The sequence below is a fragment of the Pseudomonas sp. SDO55104_S430 genome (assembly GCF_054070595.1).
In genome coordinates this window covers 1-17,259 of sequence record NZ_JBSVXG010000130.1, presented here as the reverse complement: position 1 = coordinate 17,259, position 17,259 = coordinate 1, and the positions used below count along the sequence as shown (strand labels likewise).

The window sequence follows — 17,259 nt, the reverse complement described above, 5'->3', positions numbered from 1 at the left end:
TCGCAGGCAAGCCTGGCTCCTACAGGTACGGGGTGTCATGCACGGGTTTTGCTGTCGGGAACATGAAGCTTTTGTCATGGAACCGAACGCCCTGCGACTGAATGTCGCGGTTTACGCGGGCTGCAGGATTCTGTCCGATCCGGCAACAATCCCTTTCCAAATTCAGGAGTTTACTTAGCAAGCTACCAAATTCTATAACTGAGTCCTGCACACGCCTTGCTGCAGATATCAGAGAGATTGGAGCTAGCAGATGACTGTAAAAGTAACTGAACGCGACGATTCACACATGTCCCACGAAGGCATTGCCGCCGGCATCCGGATCTGGGATGTGCACCAACAAGACCTGCTGGTCGGTATGTTCCATTCCGAGAAAGACGCGCAAAACTACAAGGCCGAACTGGAAACGCTGGAGCAACTGCGCGAACGCCGCTCCGCCTGAACCCTCCACCCAAGTAATCACAGCATTGAAAACGACAAACCCCGCATGAGCGGGGTTTGTCGTTATTGCAGGCCTTTGCGGCTTACCACATCAGATCATCAGGAATCTGGAAGGCGGCGTACGGATCGTCTTCGATCGCGACTTCTTCGGTCTTTTCATTCATCTGCACGATGCGCTGCGGGTCGCGCTCCTGGATCTTCAGCGCCGCCTCACGAGGGATCACCTCGTAGCCGCCAGCGTGATGCACGATGGCCAGCGAGCCGCTGCTCAGCTTGTTGCGCATCAGCGTGTTAACCGACAGACGCTTGACCTTCTTGTCGTCGACGAAGTTGTAGTAGTCCTCGGTTGTCAACTTCGGCAGGCGCGTGGCTTCGATCAATTGCTTGATCTGTGCGACACGGGCCTTGGCCTCGGCCTTCTCCTGCTGCTGGCGGTTGAGCTCCTGGTCGCGCTTGACCTTCTCGGCCTGGGCTTCCTGGGCAGCACGCTGCTGGGAATCATCCAGCTCGATCTGACCCTTGTGGGCCAGGCGCTGCTGTTTCTGCTTGTCTTTGCTGACCTGCTTGGCCTGCTTCTGGTTGACCAGCCCTGCTTTGAGCAACTGGTCGCGAAGGGAAATGCTCATGGTGCTTATTACTCACTTAGGCAACTGCTCAGCCGCAGCTGGATACATTCTTTTCCTGGCGTTTGGCTTCGCCCCACAGGGCGTCCAACTCTTCGAGGGTGCAATCTTCCATGGGACGATGGGTGTCGCGCAATGCCTGTTCGATAAAACGGAAGCGTCGCTCGAATTTGCCGTTGGCGCCACGCAGCGCGGTTTCCGGGTCGACCTTGAGGTGCCGCGCCAGATTGACCACGGAAAACAGCAGGTCGCCGACTTCATCGCTGATCGCCGCCGGGTCGTTATCGGCCATCGCCTCGAGGATTTCATCGAGCTCTTCACGCACCTTGTCCAGCACCGGCAAGGCATCGGGCCAATCGAAGCCCACCTGCCCTGCGCGCTTTTGCAACTTGGCTGAACGGGACAACGCCGGCAGCGCGGCAGGCACGTCATCGAGCAACGACAGTTGCTGCGGCGCCTCGGATTTCTCGGCGCGCTCTTCGGCCTTGATCTCTTCCCAGCGCTGCTTGACCTGTTCCTCATTCAAGCGCGGCACGTCCAGTGCTGCGTACAGATCACCGGTGGGGAATACATGGGGATGGCGACGGATCAGCTTGCGGGTAATGCTGTCGACCACGCTGGCGAATTCGAAGCGCCCTTCTTCCCGCGCCAGCTGGCTGTAATACACCACCTGAAACAGCAGATCGCCCAGCTCGCCCTGCAAATGATCGAAATCCCCGCGCTCGATGGCATCGGCGACTTCGTAGGCTTCTTCGAGGGTATGCGGGACGATGGTGGCGTAGGTTTGCTTGATGTCCCACGGGCAACCGTATTGCGGATCGCGCAGGCGGTTCATCAGGTGCAGCAGGTCTTCAAGTGTGTACATCATTCACTCTCACCACAAATCCATATTGTGGGAGCGAGCCTGCTCGCGATGACGGCGTATCAGCAACACTTCACTGTCTGACACTCCGTTATCGCGAGCAGGCTCGCTCCCACAGTGGGTTCCAATTTGATGCCAATTGGTCCCGGTAGATCCCATCACGGGGTACGGTTACGCCGGGTCTCGATGATGTTCGGCAACTGCGAGATCCGTCCCAGCAACCGCCCCAGCGCGTCCAGCCCCGGAATCTCGATGGTCAGGGACATCAACGCCGTGTTGTCCTCCTTGTTCGAGCGGGTATTGACCGCCAGCACGTTGATCCGCTCGTTGAGCAGCACCTGAGAAACGTCACGCAGCAGTCCGGAACGGTCGTAGGCACGGATGACGATGTCCACCGGGTAAGTGAGCACCGGCACCGGCCCCCAGCTGACCTGGATGATCCGCTCCGGCTCGCGCCCGGCCAGTTGCAACACAGAGGCACAATCCTGACGGTGGATGCTGACGCCACGACCCTGGGTGATGTAACCGACGATTGCATCCCCCGGCAACGGCTGGCAGCAGCCGGCCATCTGGGTCATCAGGTTGCCGACGCCCTGGATCTGAATGTCGCCACGCTTGCCCGGCTTGTAGCCAGTGGCCTTACGTGGAATCAGCTCCAGTTGTTCGTTGCCGCGCTCCGGCTCGACCAGTTGCTGCGCCAGATTGACGAGTTGCGCCAGGCGCAGGTCGCCAGCGCCCAGGGCGGCAAACAGGTCCTCGGCGGTTTTCATGTTGGCCTTGTCGGCCAGCTTCTCGAAATCCACCGCCGGCAGGCCAAGACGATTGAGTTCGCGTTCCAGCAGGGTCTTGCCGGCGGCGACGTTCTGGTCGCGCGCCTGCAACTTGAACCAGTGAACGATCTTCGCCCGCGCCCGGGACGTGGTGACGTAACCCAGGTTCGGGTTCAGCCAGTCGCGGCTTGGAACGCCGTGCTTGCTGGTGATGATCTCGACCTGTTCACCGGTTTGCAGGCTGTAGTTGAGCGGCACGATGCGCCCGTTGATCTTGGCGCCACGGCAGTTGTGACCGATCTCGGTGTGCACGCGGTAGGCAAAGTCCAGCGGCGTCGCGCCCTTCGGCAAGTCGATGGCGTGACCGTCCGGGGTGAAGATGTATACGCGATCGGGTTCGATATCGACCCGCAGCTGTTCCGCCAGACCGCCGATATCGCCCAGCTCCTCATGCCACTCGAGCACCTGACGCAGCCAGGAGATTTTCTCTTCGTAGTGATTGGAGCCGGATTTGACGTCGGTGCCCTTGTAGCGCCAGTGCGCGCAAACACCCAGTTCGGCTTCTTCGTGCATGGCGTGGGTGCGGATCTGCACTTCCAGCACCTTGCCCTCGGGACCGATCACCGCCGTATGCAGCGAGCGGTAGCCGTTTTCCTTGGGGTTGGCGATGTAGTCGTCGAACTCTTTCGGGATGTGCCGCCACAAGGTGTGGACGATGCCGAGCGCGGTATAGCAGTCGCGCATTTCCGGCACCAACACGCGAACGGCGCGCACGTCGTAGATCTGGCTGAATTCCAGACCCTTGCGCTGCATTTTGCGCCAGATCGAATAAATGTGTTTGGCCCGGCCGCTGATATCGGCCTCGACGCCGGTGGCCTGCAGCTCGTTTTTCAGCTGGCTCATCACGTCGCTGATAAAGCGCTCGCGATCCAGTCGCCGCTCGTGGAGCAACTTGGCGATCTGTTTGTATTGATCGGGCTCCAGGTAGCGGAAGGACAGGTCCTCCAGCTCCCACTTGATGTGACCGATGCCCAGGCGGTGGGCGAGCGGCGCGTAGATGTCGAAGACTTCCCGGGCCACGCGGTTGCGTTTTTCGTCATCGGCGGTTTTCACCGCGCGGATCGCGCAGGTGCGCTCGGCCAGCTTGATCAGCGCGACGCGAACGTCGTCGACCATGGCCACGAGCATCTTGCGCAGGTTTTCGACCTGGCCCTGGGTGCCCATCACCATGGATTTGCGCGGGCTCAGGCTGTCGCTGATCGCCGCCATGCGCTGCACGCCGTCGATGAGCTTGGCTACCACGGTTCCGAAGCGCTGGCTGACTGCCGCAAGCGGGATCTGGCCTTCGCGCACGCCGCGGTACAGAACCGCGGCGACCAGCGAATCCTGATCGAGTTTGAGGTCGGCGAGGATCTCGGCGATTTCAAGGCCGGTGCGGAAACTCGAATTACCTTCCGACCACAGGTTCTTCGCCGCATTGGCTTGCTGTTCGGCCTCGCGAGCGTACTCGCAGGCCTCTTTCAAGGCTTCGCGATCCAGTGCCAGATCGACACTGACCGCATGATCGAGCCAAGCCTCGAGATTGATACTGCCGTCGGTGTTGATCGGCTGGTGTGCTCTCACCTGTACCATCTTTCTTACCTTCCCTACGACGCAGATTCAATGCGTCAAATCGCTGACCTTCGTAGCCTGTGCATCCACGTCGGGCTGGTACGCGGCTGCACGGGCGGGTCAGTCGGACCAGACGAGCCGTCCTAGCTCGCTTCAAATAACGCCATGGCTTCGACATGCGCCGTTTGAGGAAACATATCGAGAATCCCGGCACGTTTTAACCGGTAGCCCTGCTTGATCAATTCGACCGTGTCGCGCGCCAGAGTTGCCGGGTTGCACGACACATAAACCAGCCGTTGCGCACCCAGCGACTTGAGCTTGCGCACCACCTCGAAAGCACCGTCACGCGGTGGGTCCAAGAGTACCGCACAAAAGCCTTCGCGCGCCCATTCGGCGTCGGTCAAAGGCTGGGATAAATCGGCCTGAAAAAACTTCGCGTTATGCAGATTGTTGCTAGCGGCGTTCTCGGCTGCCCGCTGGACCATCACCTGCACACCTTCCACTGCCACCACTTCACGAACGGTTTGCGCCAGCGGCAACGCAAAGTTACCCAAGCCACAGAACAAGTCCAGCACCCGTTCATCCGAGGTCGGTTTCAACCATTGCAGCGCCTGGGCAACCATCGCCTCGTTGACGCCGGCATTGACCTGCACGAAGTCTCCGGGACGATACGCCAGCTCCAGATTCCACTGCTCCAGGCGATAACCCAGCGCCTGATCGGCCTCGATCGGTTGCGGTTCGCCTTCGCCGTGCAACCATAGCTGGGCGTGATGGAACGCGCAGAAATCCTTGAGAATCGTCAGGTCGGCATCGGACAGCGGCGCCATGTGCCGCAGCAACACCGCCAGCGATGAACCGCTGAACAACTCCACATGACCGAGCGCCTGGGGCTTGCTCAAGCGTCGCAGCATTTCCGGCAAACGGGTCATGATCGGCTGCAACGGTTGTACCAGCACCGGGCATTCGTCGATGGCGACGATGTCCTGGCTGCCGGCGGCGCGGAAACCGACTTCGAGCTTCTTCGCCTTCATGTCCCAGCGCACCGCAATACGGGCGCGACGACGGTAGGCGAATTCCGGACCGCTCAAAGGCGCGGCCCATTCTTCAGGCTCGACCCCTGCGACTTTCGACAACTGCTCGGCGAGCATGCGCTGTTTCAGCGCAAGCTGTTCGTTGTGGGGCAGGTGCTGCACGCTGCAGCCGCCGCAACGACCGGCATGGGCGCAGGGTGCCGGACGACGCAGATCGCTGGCCTTGAACATCCGCTCGGTACGCGCCTCGACCACCTTGCCGTGGGTACCAAGTACGCGCGCCTCGACTTCCTCACCGGCCAGAGCGCCGATGACGAACCAGGTGCGGCCTTCGAAGAACGCGATACCGCGACCGTCATTGGCCAGGCGCTCGATGCTCAGGCGCTGCTTTTTGCCGGTCGGGATTTGCGGGGCCTTGCTGCCGCCAGTGGGCTGGAAGCGCAGACCTCTTTCATGTTTGGCCATCAGTTGGGCGCGTCGAAAATGCCGGTCGACAGGTAACGGTCGCCACGGTCGCAGATGATCGCGACGATCACCGCGTTTTCAACTTCTTTGGACAGGCGCAACATGCCTGCCACGGCACCGCCGGAGGAAACGCCACAGAAGATGCCTTCTTCGCGGGCCAGGCGACGGGTCACGTCTTCGGCTTCGCGTTGCGCCATGTCGACGATGCGATCCACGCGATCGGCCTGGTAGATCTTCGGCAGATACTCTTCAGGCCAACGACGAATGCCCGGAATCGCCGCGCCTTCCATAGGTTGCAGACCGACGATCTGCACGTTTTCGTTCTGCTCTTTCAAGTAGCGCGAAACGCCCATGATGGTACCGGTGGTGCCCATGGAACTGACGAAATGGGTGATGGTGCCCTGGGTCTGGCGCCAGATTTCCGGGCCGGTGGTGGTGTAGTGCGCTTCGGGGTTGTCTCCGTTGGCGAACTGATCCAGCACCTTGCCACGGCCTTCGGCTTCCATATGCTGGGCAAGATCGCGGGCGCCTTCCATGCCCTGCTCCTGGGTCACCAGAATCAGTTCGGCACCATAGGCGGTCATCGCAGCCTTGCGCTCGGCGCTGGAGTTGTCCGGCATGATCAGGATCATCTTGTAACCCTTGATCGCGGCGGCCATGGCCAGCGCAATCCCGGTGTTACCCGAAGTCGCTTCGATCAGCGTATCGCCGGGATGGATCTGCCCGCGCAATTCGGCACGGGTGATCATCGACAGCGCCGGACGGTCCTTGACCGAACCCGCCGGGTTGTTCCCTTCGAGCTTGAGCAAAAGGGTGTTGCTGGTCTCGCCAGCCAGGCGCTGCAAACGAATCAGCGGAGTGTTGCCGACGCAATCGGCGATGGTTGGGTACTGCAAGGTCATGGCGTCATTCGCAATCCAGACTGCGGGGGCGCCTATCATACCGGCAAACCTCGCAAGCCCATATCACGCAAAGTGAGGTGCTTATGGTTTACAGGAATAAGGTCGATGCCGATCCCTGTAGGAGCAAGCTTGCTCGCGATGGAGGAAGGAGCACCGCAGGGCGTCAGATTGCCAGCGTTATCGTTGAAGACCATCGCGAGCATGCTCGCTCCTACAACGGGATGTTTAAGTTCGCGCGAATCCTGTAGGAAAGAAGATTGATGTCCTAGGAAGTTTCCTTCAGGTCGCGGTGCTGTTCGTGAACTAGTTAGGATCAAGGAGCACGAGTAGGCTTTTGGACGGGCATTGTATTAATGCAACTGCCTGTCAACCAACTCTCACGACGCTTTCAAGCGCCATTCAAGGAAGATAAAAATTAAGATATTACTGGCTATCCCTTTTGCAGCCCTAGTCCTTTTAGCCAATCAGGCTTCTGCAGCTTGCATTTACATTCAAAACACCTATAGCGGAATAGTACAAGCCAACTCCGCTGTAACTGTTCAAGGCCCTTTCACCATTACCGGTGCGAACGGATGCCAAAAAGCAAATATCGATTCAACTATCAGCACATTGGGTACAGGGCCGCACCCAGTTCTAGTTATAGAACGACTGGAAGGCTCAACCTGGAAGCATGTTGATGGAGGAATCAATCGAAAAACCGCTTCTGCACTTGGCCCCTTCGGCACATATAGAGTTCGTCACATTAATGATCACGATGTACCAAGAGGATATGCCGGCACTACGCGCTATGGTCGATAAGCCTTAGGGATGAGGTGCCCGTACGCCGCGTGTGCGGGCACTGCTAGCTCAGGCTTCGATGTTGACGGAAATATCACCCTGAGGCGAGTTCACGAAATAGGACAGTGCACCCATTATGTGATTTGCCTGAGTCAAATTCCTTGTCAGCTCATGAAACCCCTTAGCTTCCGTTCTTTTATGGGTGAGCCTGTCATCGAGCATCTCGTTAAACAGAGCTACCGCATTGAATTTAACGTCAGTTCCGGTAGGAAGACCCGCATCGTCATAGGCCATTCTTCCAGAAGTAAAAAAATGCGCCACCTCTCCGCCAATCAAACTATTTTTGAATAGCAAGGAACCCACCTCCGCGAGTTCCTTGGTACTGATGGAAGTGAAGTCATACTTTTTCAGAGTCTCCTTGATTTCTTCAAGTGAGAGTTCACTGTTCGACTTCAATTTCAACGCATCAACAGCATCATTCACATTTGTCTTGGTAAAGCTGTTGGTCGTCTCGAGAGGATTTTTAATGAGGTACGGGTCCGACCTCATCGATTGGCTAGAGAAGTACACATTCATAAACATCTCCTTGGCTTTTTATTATCAAACTGGATATCGCCCCTCAAACAAATACCTTGAGTGCTATATCCAGCCAAAAGCCTTTGAAGATGTTGCGAATTATCTCAACCCGGCACCGGATGAACCAACAACCGCATATTCATCCGCAACCCGCTCCCGGTATTCTGCGCCCAGAGCTTGCCGCCCTGCCGCTGCACCGCATTCCTGGCAATACTCAACCCCAGGCCGAACCCGCCATCCCCCCGCCGCGAACCATCGAACTCTGTAGGAGCGAGCTTGCTCGCGATGGAGGGTGGGGCACCGCAGGGCGTCAGATTGCGAGCGCTATCGTTGACGACCATCGCGAGCATGCTCGCTCCTACAACGGGATGTTTAAGTTCGTGCGATTTCTGTAGGAAAGAAGATCGAAGTCTTAGGAAGTTTCCTTCAGGTCGCGGTGCTGTTCGTGAACTAGTGAAAACTATGTAGCGCGAGTAGGCTTCTCGACGGGCAGAGCATTAATGCGACAGCCTTTGCAAACTGACCCTTGCTGCACTACTCAATCATTATTCAAGGAAGATACAAATGAAAAAATTACTCGCCCTTCCCTTTGCGGCGGCTCTTATTCTTGCAACTGGCCCAGCTTCTGCTGCATGTACTTACATTCAAAACACCTATACCGGGATCGTCCCTGCCAAATCATTCGTGATCGTACAGGGACCGTTTTCCATCACTGGTGCAAACGGATGTCTAAAGGCGAATATCACTTCGACCATTTCCGCTTCAGGCACCGGATCGCCTCCCAGGATCGTCATTGAGAAGCAGGAAACGGGAAACTGGAATCAGGTAGCCAGTAACAATGGCAGTTCGGCTTCCGTACTGGGTCCTTTTGGTACATATAGAGTTCTTCATGTGAATGACCACGACGTGCCCAGAAGTTATTCGGGTACCACACGCTACGGTCGATAAACCTTAAACCATCAGGTGCCCGTACCTGCCAGGACGGGCACTGCCAATTCAAGCTTCCACATTGACGGAAAGGCTGGTTTGAGAAGAGTTGGCAAAATAGGAAAGTGCTGCCAGGACATGATTTGCTCGAGTAAGGTGGCTGGATATTTCACGAAAGCTTTTTATTGCATTCAATTCAGACTCCTGCCTGTCTCCCAGCATCTGATTAAACATGGCTACCGCATTAAACTTGACGTCTTTTCCCGTTTGATGACCGGTTTCGTCAGTTTCCTTGTTTCCAAAAATGAAAAACATCGACACGTCGCCATCGATCAAGCCACTTTTAACCAATAAAGAACCAACATCAGCCAATTCGTTGGTGCTGATTGACGTGAAGTCATACCCCTTCAGCATTTCTTTCAACTCATCAATCGAAAGCTCGCTCTTCAATTCCAAAGTTTCAGCAGCATCTTCAACATTTTTCTTCGTAAAGTTATTGGTCGTCTCATCAGGATTCTTGATGAAATAGGGATCCGACCTCATGGACAGGGCTGGCAAGTTAACATTCATAAACATCTCCTTGGCTTTTTATTATCAAACTGGATATCGCCCCTCAAACAAATACCTTGAGTGCTATATCCAGCCAAAAGCCTTTGAAGATGTTGCGAATTATCTCAACCCGGCACCGGATGAACCAACAACCGCATATTCATCCGCAACCCACTCCCGGTGTTCTGCGCCCAAAGCTTGCCGCCCTGCCGCTGCACCGCATTCCTGGCAATGCTCAACCCCAATCCAAAACCACCATCCCCCGGCCGCGAGCCGTCGAGACGCGTGAAAGGCAGGAAGATCCGCTCCAGATCCGCTTCCGCCACGCCGCCGCCCTGGTCCTCCAGCCACAGGTGCCAGTAATCGCCATCCCGTCGACCGGCAAGCCGGACGATGCCACCCTCGGGTGAATGTCGAATGGCGTTGCGCAGCATGTTTTCCAACGCCTGGGCCAGGGTGTTGAGATGGCCGCGAACCCAGCAGGAGGCGTCCACCGAACACTGCAGTTGGCCGCCCGGCCAGCAGCTTTCGTAGCAGGCATTTTCCGTGAGCATTTCCCACAGAGCCTGGATCTGGATCGCTTCGTCGGGCAGTCGGGTGCGTTCGGTGTCGAGCCAGGCCAGTTGCAGGGTGTCCTCCACCAGTCGCTGCATGCCGTCTACTTCTCGGCCGATGCGCTCGCGCAAGGCTTGCAGATCCTCCTCGCTTTCACTGGCCACCCGCAGGCGACTCAATGGCGTGCGCAGTTCGTGGGACAGGTCGCGCAGCAATTGCTGCTGCAAGGCCACGGTGCTTTGCAGGCGTTCGGACATGTGATCGAACGCCCTGCCCAGTTCGCCCAGTTCATCGGCACGGTTGGTGGTGCGACTGGACAGTCGCACGTTCAATTGATCGGCGCGCCAGGCGTTGGCCTGCGCGCGCAGATGATTGAGCGGCACCACCAGCAGACGGTACAGGCCGACGCACAGCAATAAAGTGAAGAGCCCGGGAATGACGCCGTTGGTGATCACCCGCCAGAAAACCCGGTAGCGACCGGGCACAAAGCGTTCGGGCAGTTCGATCACCAGGCTGCCGGCGGCCGGATCGTGGGGAAAGGGTACGCGCATCCATGGCCGGCCTTTCTTGTGGATGGGCCAATCCAGGCCGCGCAGAAAGGTCAGGTGCTCGGTGTCTTTTTCCGACAACCATTGGCTGCTCAGCGACTGCAAATCGCCGCCGATGACGCCCACCCAACTCTTTTCCCGCTGGCGCATGCCCTGCAGCCATCGATCGATGCCGTCGCGCTGGTCCTGCTGCCACGCCTGCTCGGCTTCGGCGGCGTAACGTGTAAGGGTGCCGCGAGCCTCATCGGACAGGAACTGGTTGCGCTCTTCCATGTAGCGCCCCCAGGACCAGCTCAGCCAGATCATCAGCAGACAGAACGCCACCAGCAGACAGGCGAGCTTCCAGAACAGCGAGTGCCGTCCCGGCAAATTACATTTCATCGCCGGCACTCAGGATGTAGCCCTTGCCCCAGACGGTGCGCACTTCGCGCTCGGTATAGCCGACGGCCTTGAGCTTGCGGCGGATCTGACTGATGTGCATGTCCAGGCTACGGTCGTGGGCCGCGTAGCCGCGCTGCAGGACGTGCTGATAAAGGAAGGCTTTGCTCAGGACTTCATCGTCGTTGCGATTGAGGGTTTCCAGCAGTCGGTATTCGGTTCGGGTCAGACCCGCTGCCTGCCCGTCGTAGACCACGTCGAACAGTTCATCGTCGAAACGCAGGCTGTCCACTACCGCAGCGATGGACACCGGCGTCGGCCGTCGATCAAGCGCCACCCGCCGCAGAATCGCTTCGATGCGCACCCGCAACTCGACCATGCTGAACGGCTTGGGCAGGTAGTCATCTGCGCCCAGGCGAAAACCGCTGATGCGATCGGCTTCGGCACCGAGCGCCGACATCAGCAGCACCGGCGTCGAATGGCTCTGGCGCAATTGCGTCAGCACCGAAAGACCGTCGAGCCCGGGGAGCAGAATGTCCATCAGCACCACATCGAAAGTTTGCTGGCGCGCGGCGTCCAGTCCTTCCTGGCCGTTCTGGCACCAGGTCACCTGAAAGCCGCTACGGCCCAGATGTTCATGAACATAGGCACCAAGCACCAGGTCGTCTTCGATGGATAAGATGCGGGGATGGACGGCAGCGATGGGAGTCATGGTTATCTGCAAATAATTCTCAGTTGGCGATTATTCAAGATTGAGCGGTGCGGGACAAGTCGAGGGGCTGACCGTGAGTGGAAACTGCCGCTTCGGGCGACGAATGACGCCATCGATTTTTACGAAGATTGCCCGCGTGCAAATCGCTACACTGCGCAAATGGTGCGTGCCGGACGCATGCGCAGGTCTATCGATAGCTGGATGCAGGAGAGATGCGTGCTCACGAAACTGGGAATTAAAGGCCGCGTGCTATTGCTGACCCTGTTGCCGACCAGTCTGATGGCGTTGGTTCTGGGCGGCTATTTCACCTGGCTGCAACAAGCTGACCTGCACGCCCAACTCATGCAGCGCGGTCAGATGATCGCCGAGCAGCTCGCTCCCCTGGTGGCACCTGCCATGGGCCACAAGGACAGCGACCTGCTGGAACGCATTGCTACCCAATCCCTGGAACAGCCGGACGTGCGCGCCGTGAGCTTCCTTGCGCCGGACCGCTCGCTGCTGGCCCACGCCGGGCCCATCATGCTCAATCCGGCGCCACTGGGCGATGGCTCGCAGATGCTGAGCCGCACTGGCAACGATGCAACCCGCTACCTGCTCCCGGTATTCGGCAAACACCGCAATCTGGCGGCTGACGTCATCCCTGAGGAAACCGACCGGCTGCTGGGATGGGTCGAACTGGAACTGTCCCACAACGGCATGCTGTTGCGCGGCTATCGCAGTCTGTTCGCCAGCCTGATGATGATCCTGGCCGGGCTTGGTGGCGCGGCGTTGCTGGCCTTGCGAATGGGCCGCACGATCAATCGGCCGATCACCCAGATCAAACAGGCCGTGGCCCAGCTCAAGGACGGCCACCTGGAAACCCGTCTGCCCCCTCTCGGCAGCCAGGAACTGGATGAACTGGCGTACGGCATCAACCGCATGGCCGGCACCCTGCAGAACGCCCAGGAAGAATTGCAGCACAGTGTCGACCAGGCCACCGAAGACGTGCGCCAGAACCTGGAAACCATCGAGATCCAGAACATCGAGCTCGACCTGGCGCGCAAGGAAGCCCTGGAAGCGAGCCGGATCAAATCCGAATTCCTCGCCAACATGAGCCACGAGATCCGCACGCCGCTCAACGGCATTCTCGGTTTCACCCACCTGCTGCAAAAAAGCGAGCTGACTCCGCGCCAGCTCGACTATCTGGGCACCATCGAAAAATCCGCCGACAGCCTGCTGGGGATCATCAACGAGATCCTCGACTTCTCGAAGATCGAGGCCGGCAAACTGGTGCTCGACCATATTCCGTTCAACCTGCGCGACCTGCTGCAGGACACCCTGACCATCCTCGCCCCCGCCGCCCACGCCAAGCAGCTGGAACTGGTGAGCCTGGTGTACCGCGACACGCCGCTGTCGCTGGTGGGCGATCCGCTGCGACTCAAGCAGATCCTCACCAACCTGGTGAGCAACGCGATCAAGTTCACCCGCGAAGGCACCATCGTTGCCCGCGCCATGCTCGAGGAAGAACACGAAGATAGCGTGCAACTGCGCATCAGCATTCAAGACACCGGGATCGGCCTGTCCAGTCAGGACGTGCGCGCGCTGTTCCAGGCCTTCAGCCAGGCTGACAACTCGCTGTCGCGCCAACCCGGCGGCACCGGCCTGGGTCTGGTGATTTCCAAGCGTTTGATCGAGCAGATGGGTGGCGAAATTGGCGTCGAGAGTATCCCGGGCGAAGGTTCGGAATTCTGGATCAGTCTGAGCCTGCCGAAAACCCGCGACGATGCCGAAGACCTGCCCGGTCCGCCGCTGTTCGGACGGCGCGTCGCGGTGCTGGAAAATCACGAGCTGGCCCGTCAGGCATTGCAACATCAGCTGGAAGACTGCGGGCTGACGGTCGCACCCTTCGCCAACCTGGAAAGCCTCACCAATGGCGTGACCGTTGCCCACCAGACCGAACAGGCGATCGATCTGGCGGTGCTGGGCGTCACCAGCAACGACATGCCGCCGGAGCGCCTGAACCAGCACATCTGGGACCTCGAACACCTGGGCTGCAAGGTGCTGGTGCTGTGCCCGACTACGGAACAGACGCTGTTCCACCTCTCGGTCCCCAACCCCCACAGCCAGCTTCAGGCCAAACCGGCCTGCACCCGCAAGCTGCGCCGGGCGCTGTCGGATCTGGTCAACCCGCGCCTGCCGCGCAGCGAACCTGGCGAGCCGGTGTCCAGCCGCGCGCCGAAAGTGCTTTGCGTCGATGACAACCCGGCCAACCTGTTGTTGGTGCAGACCCTGCTCGAGGACATGGGCGCCAAAGTGCTCGCGGTGGAAAGCGGGTACGCCGCGGTCAAGGCGGTGCAGACCGAGACCTTCGATCTGGTGCTGATGGACGTGCAGATGCCCGGCATGGACGGGCGCCAGACCACCGAAGCGATTCGTCAGTGGGAAAGCGAACGGCATTGCACGCCGTTGCCGATCGTTGCCCTCACCGCCCACGCGATGGCCAACGAAAAACGCGCACTGCTGCAAAGCGGCATGGACGACTACCTGACCAAGCCGATCAGCGAGCGGCAACTGGCGCAAGTGGTGCTCAAGTGGAGCGGCCTGGCGCTGCGCAATCACAGCCCGGAACGCCCGGGCGACAATCATGGCGGCGCCTATGAGTTGCAGGTGCTGGATCACGAGGAAGGTTTGCGCCTGGCCGCGGGCAAGGCCGATTTGGCCGCGGACATGCTGGCGATGCTGCTGGCATCGCTGGAGGCCGACCGCGAGGCGATTCGCCAGGCCCAGGCAAACCGCGACCACAACGCCTTGATCGAACGGGTCCACCGCCTGCACGGCGCCACACGTTATTGCGGCGTCCCACAACTGCGCGCCGCCTGCCAGCGCAGCGAAACCCTGCTAAAGCAACAGGACCCAAAGGCCTTCGGCGCTCTCGAAGAACTCGACCGGGCGATCAATCGCCTGGCGGCCCAGGCGCGGATCAATGCTTGATTCAGGGCAATACACCGGGTGTAAAGGCTGACTAATGTAGCCAGGGGATCAGGAGGATTCATGCGCACCATTCTTTTCAGCAGCCAGACCTACGACCGCGACAGTTTTCTCGCCGCCGAATTGCCGACCGGCATCGAATTGCACTTTCAAGCCGCGCGGCTGAGTCTGGATACGGCGGCGCTGGCGGAACATCACGAGGTGGTCTGCGCCTTCATCAATGATGACCTGAGCGCCCCGGTGCTGGAGCGCCTCGCAGCCGGCGGCACGCGCCTGATTGCCCTGCGCTCGGCCGGTTACAACCATGTCGATCTCTCGGTGGCCAAACGCCTGGGGCTGACCATCGTTCGAGTTCCCGCCTATTCACCCCATGCCGTCGCCGAGCACGCGGTGGCGCTGATCCTGGCGCTGAACCGGCGCCTGCACCGCGCCTATAACCGTACACGCGAAGGCGATTTCACCCTGCATGGCCTGACCGGCTTCGATCTGGTGGGCAAGACCGTCGGCGTGGTCGGCACCGGGCAGATCGGCGCCACCTTCGCAAAAATCATGCACGGCTTCGGCTGCCAGTTACTGGCCTACGACCCCTATCCAAACCCGCAGGTCGAAGCGCTGGGCACCCGTTATCTGGAGCTGCCGCAACTGTTGGCCGAATCGCAGATCATCAGCCTGCACTGCCCGCTCAACGAGCAGAGCAAACATTTGATCAACCGCGAAACGCTGGCGCACATGCAACCCGGCGCGATGTTGATCAACACCGGCCGCGGAGGTCTGGTGGATACCCCTGCGCTGATCGATGCATTAAAGGACGGCCAATTGGGTTATCTGGGGCTGGACGTGTATGAAGAGGAAGCGCAACTGTTCTTCGAGGACCGTTCCGACCTGCCGTTGCAGGACGACGTGCTGGCGCGATTGCTGACTTTTCCTAACGTGATCATCACCGCGCACCAGGCCTTCCTGACCCGCGAAGCCCTGGGTGCGATCGGCGCGACGACCTTGCAGAACATCGCGGCGTGGGCGGCCGGTAACGCACAGAACAGAGTCGAGGGCTAATCGGCTCAGGCCTTGGTCAGCAGAATCAGCAGCCCCAACCAGCCAAAGCCGATCAAGCGCTGCATCGCACTGTGCCCGCGACGCAGCAGGAACCAGACAAAAAACGCCGGCAGCAAAAACACCATGATCTTCAGCCACAGTTCCACCTTGCGCGGGCCGGTCGGCACGACAGCCGGGGCCACGGCTTCGGGCTCTGCTTGCGGTTGACGCCGACGCCGGAACGCCGCGGGAGTAGCCCGTGGCACGCTTTCATCGGTTGGCAGTCGCCCGAAAGAAAGGGGAGCTTGTTGCGGCGCTGGAGATGGCGTCGGAGATGGCGCTGCAGCAACCGCTTGCGCGGCCGCAGGTGCGCCGCAATGAATGCACGCAGGCGCCGTTGAACTGATGCGTTGCTTGCACTCAAAACACTCGATTAACGCCATGTCCGTTCCCTGGGGGTTTGAAAAGCGGCAGTGTGCCATGAGTCGGCCGATCAGTTGAACCTGATCGAAGGTCATCTGCCCGCACCATGCTGTCCTTATGCCCGTGCTAGCATGTCGCGCATATTTGGAGGACCCATGGTCGAACACGATTTTCGCTACAGCCTGATGAACCCGCAACACACCCTCACTGAATGCCGTGCCCTGGTGCCGGGACGTTATCAGGTCACCGGCAACGGCGGCTCGATTCGTAATAACGATGTGCTGGTGGTCACCCTCAAGGGCGCCAAGGACCTGTCCATGCGCCTGACCGTCGAAACGGTTCGCCACTTGATCAACCCGCCCGGCCAATGGGTGGCGGTGGCCAGTGGTCCGGTGTTCGGCGAACTGGCGATTCACACCTGGCAGGTGAACTGCGACAGCTGCGCCAAGGAGCTGAGCTTCGAGTTCGCGGTCGATGCCAAGCTGGGCAGCAAGGCTGAGAAACCTGCCGCCACTGCGCGGATTGCCGAGCTGGGCTGGAAGTCTGTCGGTGAGAGACACCTGTGCCCGAAATGCCAGGAGCCTGCTTGATGAAACACCTGGCTCTGGCCGCGATGGTAGGTGTCGGCCTCATGGGCTGCGCCGCCGAACCGGTGCAATTGCAGCAGAACCGCAGCTACATTCTGGAATGGATCGGCGAACGCCCGCTGATGGATTACAGCCACCTGACCATCACCCTCGGTGAAGACGGTCGTGCCTACGGCAATGGCGGCTGCAACCACTGGTTCGCACCGTACACCCTTGAAGGCGACAAGCTGACCTTCGGCAAGATCGGCAGCACCCGCAAACTTTGCGCGCCGGCGCTGATGGAACAGGAAAAACGTTTCCTGCAGGCCCTGGAAAACGTGCAGCGCTGGGACGTCTCGTCCATCGAGCAGATGCGCTTCTGGCCTGCCGAAGGCAAGCCGCTGCGCTGGTGGCTTGAAGAGGGTTGATTCCTCAGAGAATCGCAGCCCTGTAGCAGCTGGCGCAGCCTGCGTCCGGCTGCGAAGCAGTCGTGAAATCAGACTATGCGGTGTTTCAGGCAAATCTCGCACTCAGGTTTTGCGACTGC

General features: G+C 59.3%; 17 protein-coding genes and 1 pseudogene. 6 read left to right on the top strand and 12 right to left on the bottom strand.

Annotated elements, in window-relative coordinates; translation table 11 throughout:
• Positions 1-250 precede the first annotated feature (250 nt).
• The gene (locus tag ACW9JE_RS20540) at positions 251-439 is read left to right on the top strand and encodes a hypothetical protein (protein WP_224539821.1); all 189 of its coding nucleotides are present in this window, start codon (positions 251-253) and stop codon (positions 437-439) included.
• Positions 440-521: 82 nt separating this feature from the next.
• On the opposite strand, the gene ACW9JE_RS20535 is transcribed toward ACW9JE_RS20540, so the two are convergent.
• The 8 genes and pseudogenes from ACW9JE_RS20535 to ACW9JE_RS20500 all read right to left on the bottom strand — a co-directional run.
• The gene (locus ACW9JE_RS20535; protein WP_457433766.1) at positions 522-1,064 is read right to left on the bottom strand and encodes a DUF2058 domain-containing protein; all 543 of its coding nucleotides are present in this window, start codon (positions 1,062-1,064) and stop codon (positions 522-524) included.
• 28 nt (positions 1,065-1,092) lie between these two features.
• Positions 1,093-1,926 (bottom strand): nucleoside triphosphate pyrophosphohydrolase, encoded by an 834-nt coding sequence (gene mazG, locus ACW9JE_RS20530; RefSeq protein WP_457433768.1) that lies wholly within the window; start codon positions 1,924-1,926, stop codon positions 1,093-1,095.
• Between the two features lie 155 nt (positions 1,927-2,081).
• A complete protein-coding gene (relA, locus tag ACW9JE_RS20525) occupies positions 2,082-4,325 on the bottom strand; it encodes a GTP diphosphokinase (protein ID WP_224539817.1) in 2,244 nt (747 codons plus the stop codon).
• 122 nt (positions 4,326-4,447) lie between these two features.
• On the bottom strand, positions 4,448-5,800 hold the full coding sequence (gene rlmD, locus ACW9JE_RS20520; protein ID WP_457433765.1) for a 23S rRNA (uracil(1939)-C(5))-methyltransferase RlmD: 1,353 nt from the start codon (positions 5,798-5,800) through the stop codon (positions 4,448-4,450).
• A complete protein-coding gene (cysM, locus tag ACW9JE_RS20515; RefSeq protein ID WP_224539823.1) occupies positions 5,800-6,702 on the bottom strand; it encodes a cysteine synthase CysM in 903 nt (300 codons plus the stop codon). Before cysM ends, rlmD begins: the two co-directional genes overlap by 1 nt.
• A 35-nt stretch (positions 6,703-6,737) precedes the next feature.
• The gene (locus ACW9JE_RS20510) at positions 6,738-6,905 is read right to left on the bottom strand and encodes a hypothetical protein (RefSeq protein ID WP_224539813.1); all 168 of its coding nucleotides are present in this window, start codon (positions 6,903-6,905) and stop codon (positions 6,738-6,740) included.
• A gap of 643 nt (positions 6,906-7,548) precedes the next feature.
• The gene (locus tag ACW9JE_RS20505) at positions 7,549-8,055 is read right to left on the bottom strand and encodes a hypothetical protein (protein WP_224539811.1); all 507 of its coding nucleotides are present in this window, start codon (positions 8,053-8,055) and stop codon (positions 7,549-7,551) included.
• A 104-nt stretch (positions 8,056-8,159) separates the two neighbouring features.
• Positions 8,160-8,321 (bottom strand): annotated as a pseudogene (locus ACW9JE_RS20500) (two-component sensor histidine kinase); the annotation flags it as partial.
• A gap of 298 nt (positions 8,322-8,619) precedes the next feature.
• Here ACW9JE_RS20500 and ACW9JE_RS20495 point away from each other — a divergent pair.
• Positions 8,620-9,003 (top strand): hypothetical protein, encoded by a 384-nt coding sequence (locus ACW9JE_RS20495; protein ID WP_457433764.1) that lies wholly within the window; start codon positions 8,620-8,622, stop codon positions 9,001-9,003.
• A gap of 48 nt (positions 9,004-9,051) precedes the next feature.
• Here the strand turns inward: ACW9JE_RS20495 and ACW9JE_RS20490 are convergent, their stop codons facing one another.
• From ACW9JE_RS20490 to ACW9JE_RS20480, 3 genes are all read right to left on the bottom strand, one after another.
• On the bottom strand, positions 9,052-9,552 hold the full coding sequence (locus ACW9JE_RS20490; RefSeq protein ID WP_224539807.1) for a hypothetical protein: 501 nt from the start codon (positions 9,550-9,552) through the stop codon (positions 9,052-9,054).
• A gap of 104 nt (positions 9,553-9,656) precedes the next feature.
• Positions 9,657-11,015 carry a sensor histidine kinase gene (locus tag ACW9JE_RS20485; protein ID WP_224539805.1) on the bottom strand — a complete coding sequence of 453 codons (1,359 nt, stop codon included), beginning with the start codon at positions 11,013-11,015 and terminating at the stop codon, positions 9,657-9,659.
• Complete coding sequence (locus ACW9JE_RS20480) at positions 11,005-11,724, bottom strand: response regulator transcription factor (RefSeq protein WP_457433763.1); 720 nt, start codon at positions 11,722-11,724, stop codon at positions 11,005-11,007. Before ACW9JE_RS20480 ends, ACW9JE_RS20485 begins: the two co-directional genes overlap by 11 nt.
• 216 nt (positions 11,725-11,940) lie before the next feature.
• On the opposite strand from ACW9JE_RS20480, the gene ACW9JE_RS20475 reads away from it, so the two are divergent.
• Entirely contained in the window at positions 11,941-14,694 is a 2,754-nt protein-coding gene (locus ACW9JE_RS20475) for a response regulator (RefSeq protein WP_457433762.1), read from the top strand.
• Between the two features lie 60 nt (positions 14,695-14,754).
• Positions 14,755-15,744 (top strand): 2-hydroxyacid dehydrogenase, encoded by a 990-nt coding sequence (locus ACW9JE_RS20470; protein ID WP_457433761.1) that lies wholly within the window; start codon positions 14,755-14,757, stop codon positions 15,742-15,744.
• A 5-nt stretch (positions 15,745-15,749) separates the two neighbouring features.
• On the opposite strand, the gene ACW9JE_RS20465 is transcribed toward ACW9JE_RS20470, so the two are convergent.
• Positions 15,750-16,166, bottom strand: a complete 417-nt coding sequence (locus ACW9JE_RS20465; protein ID WP_457433767.1) for a hypothetical protein — start codon at positions 16,164-16,166, stop codon at positions 15,750-15,752.
• Between the two features lie 135 nt (positions 16,167-16,301).
• On the opposite strand from ACW9JE_RS20465, the gene ACW9JE_RS20460 reads away from it, so the two are divergent.
• Together ACW9JE_RS20460 and ACW9JE_RS20455 are read left to right on the top strand one after the other, a co-directional pair.
• Positions 16,302-16,736 carry a hypothetical protein gene (locus ACW9JE_RS20460; RefSeq protein ID WP_457433760.1) on the top strand — a complete coding sequence of 145 codons (435 nt, stop codon included), beginning with the start codon at positions 16,302-16,304 and terminating at the stop codon, positions 16,734-16,736.
• Positions 16,736-17,140 (top strand): META domain-containing protein, encoded by a 405-nt coding sequence (locus ACW9JE_RS20455; RefSeq protein WP_457433759.1) that lies wholly within the window; start codon positions 16,736-16,738, stop codon positions 17,138-17,140. The genes ACW9JE_RS20460 and ACW9JE_RS20455 overlap by 1 nt, the downstream gene beginning before the upstream one ends.
• Positions 17,141-17,259 lie beyond the last annotated feature (119 nt).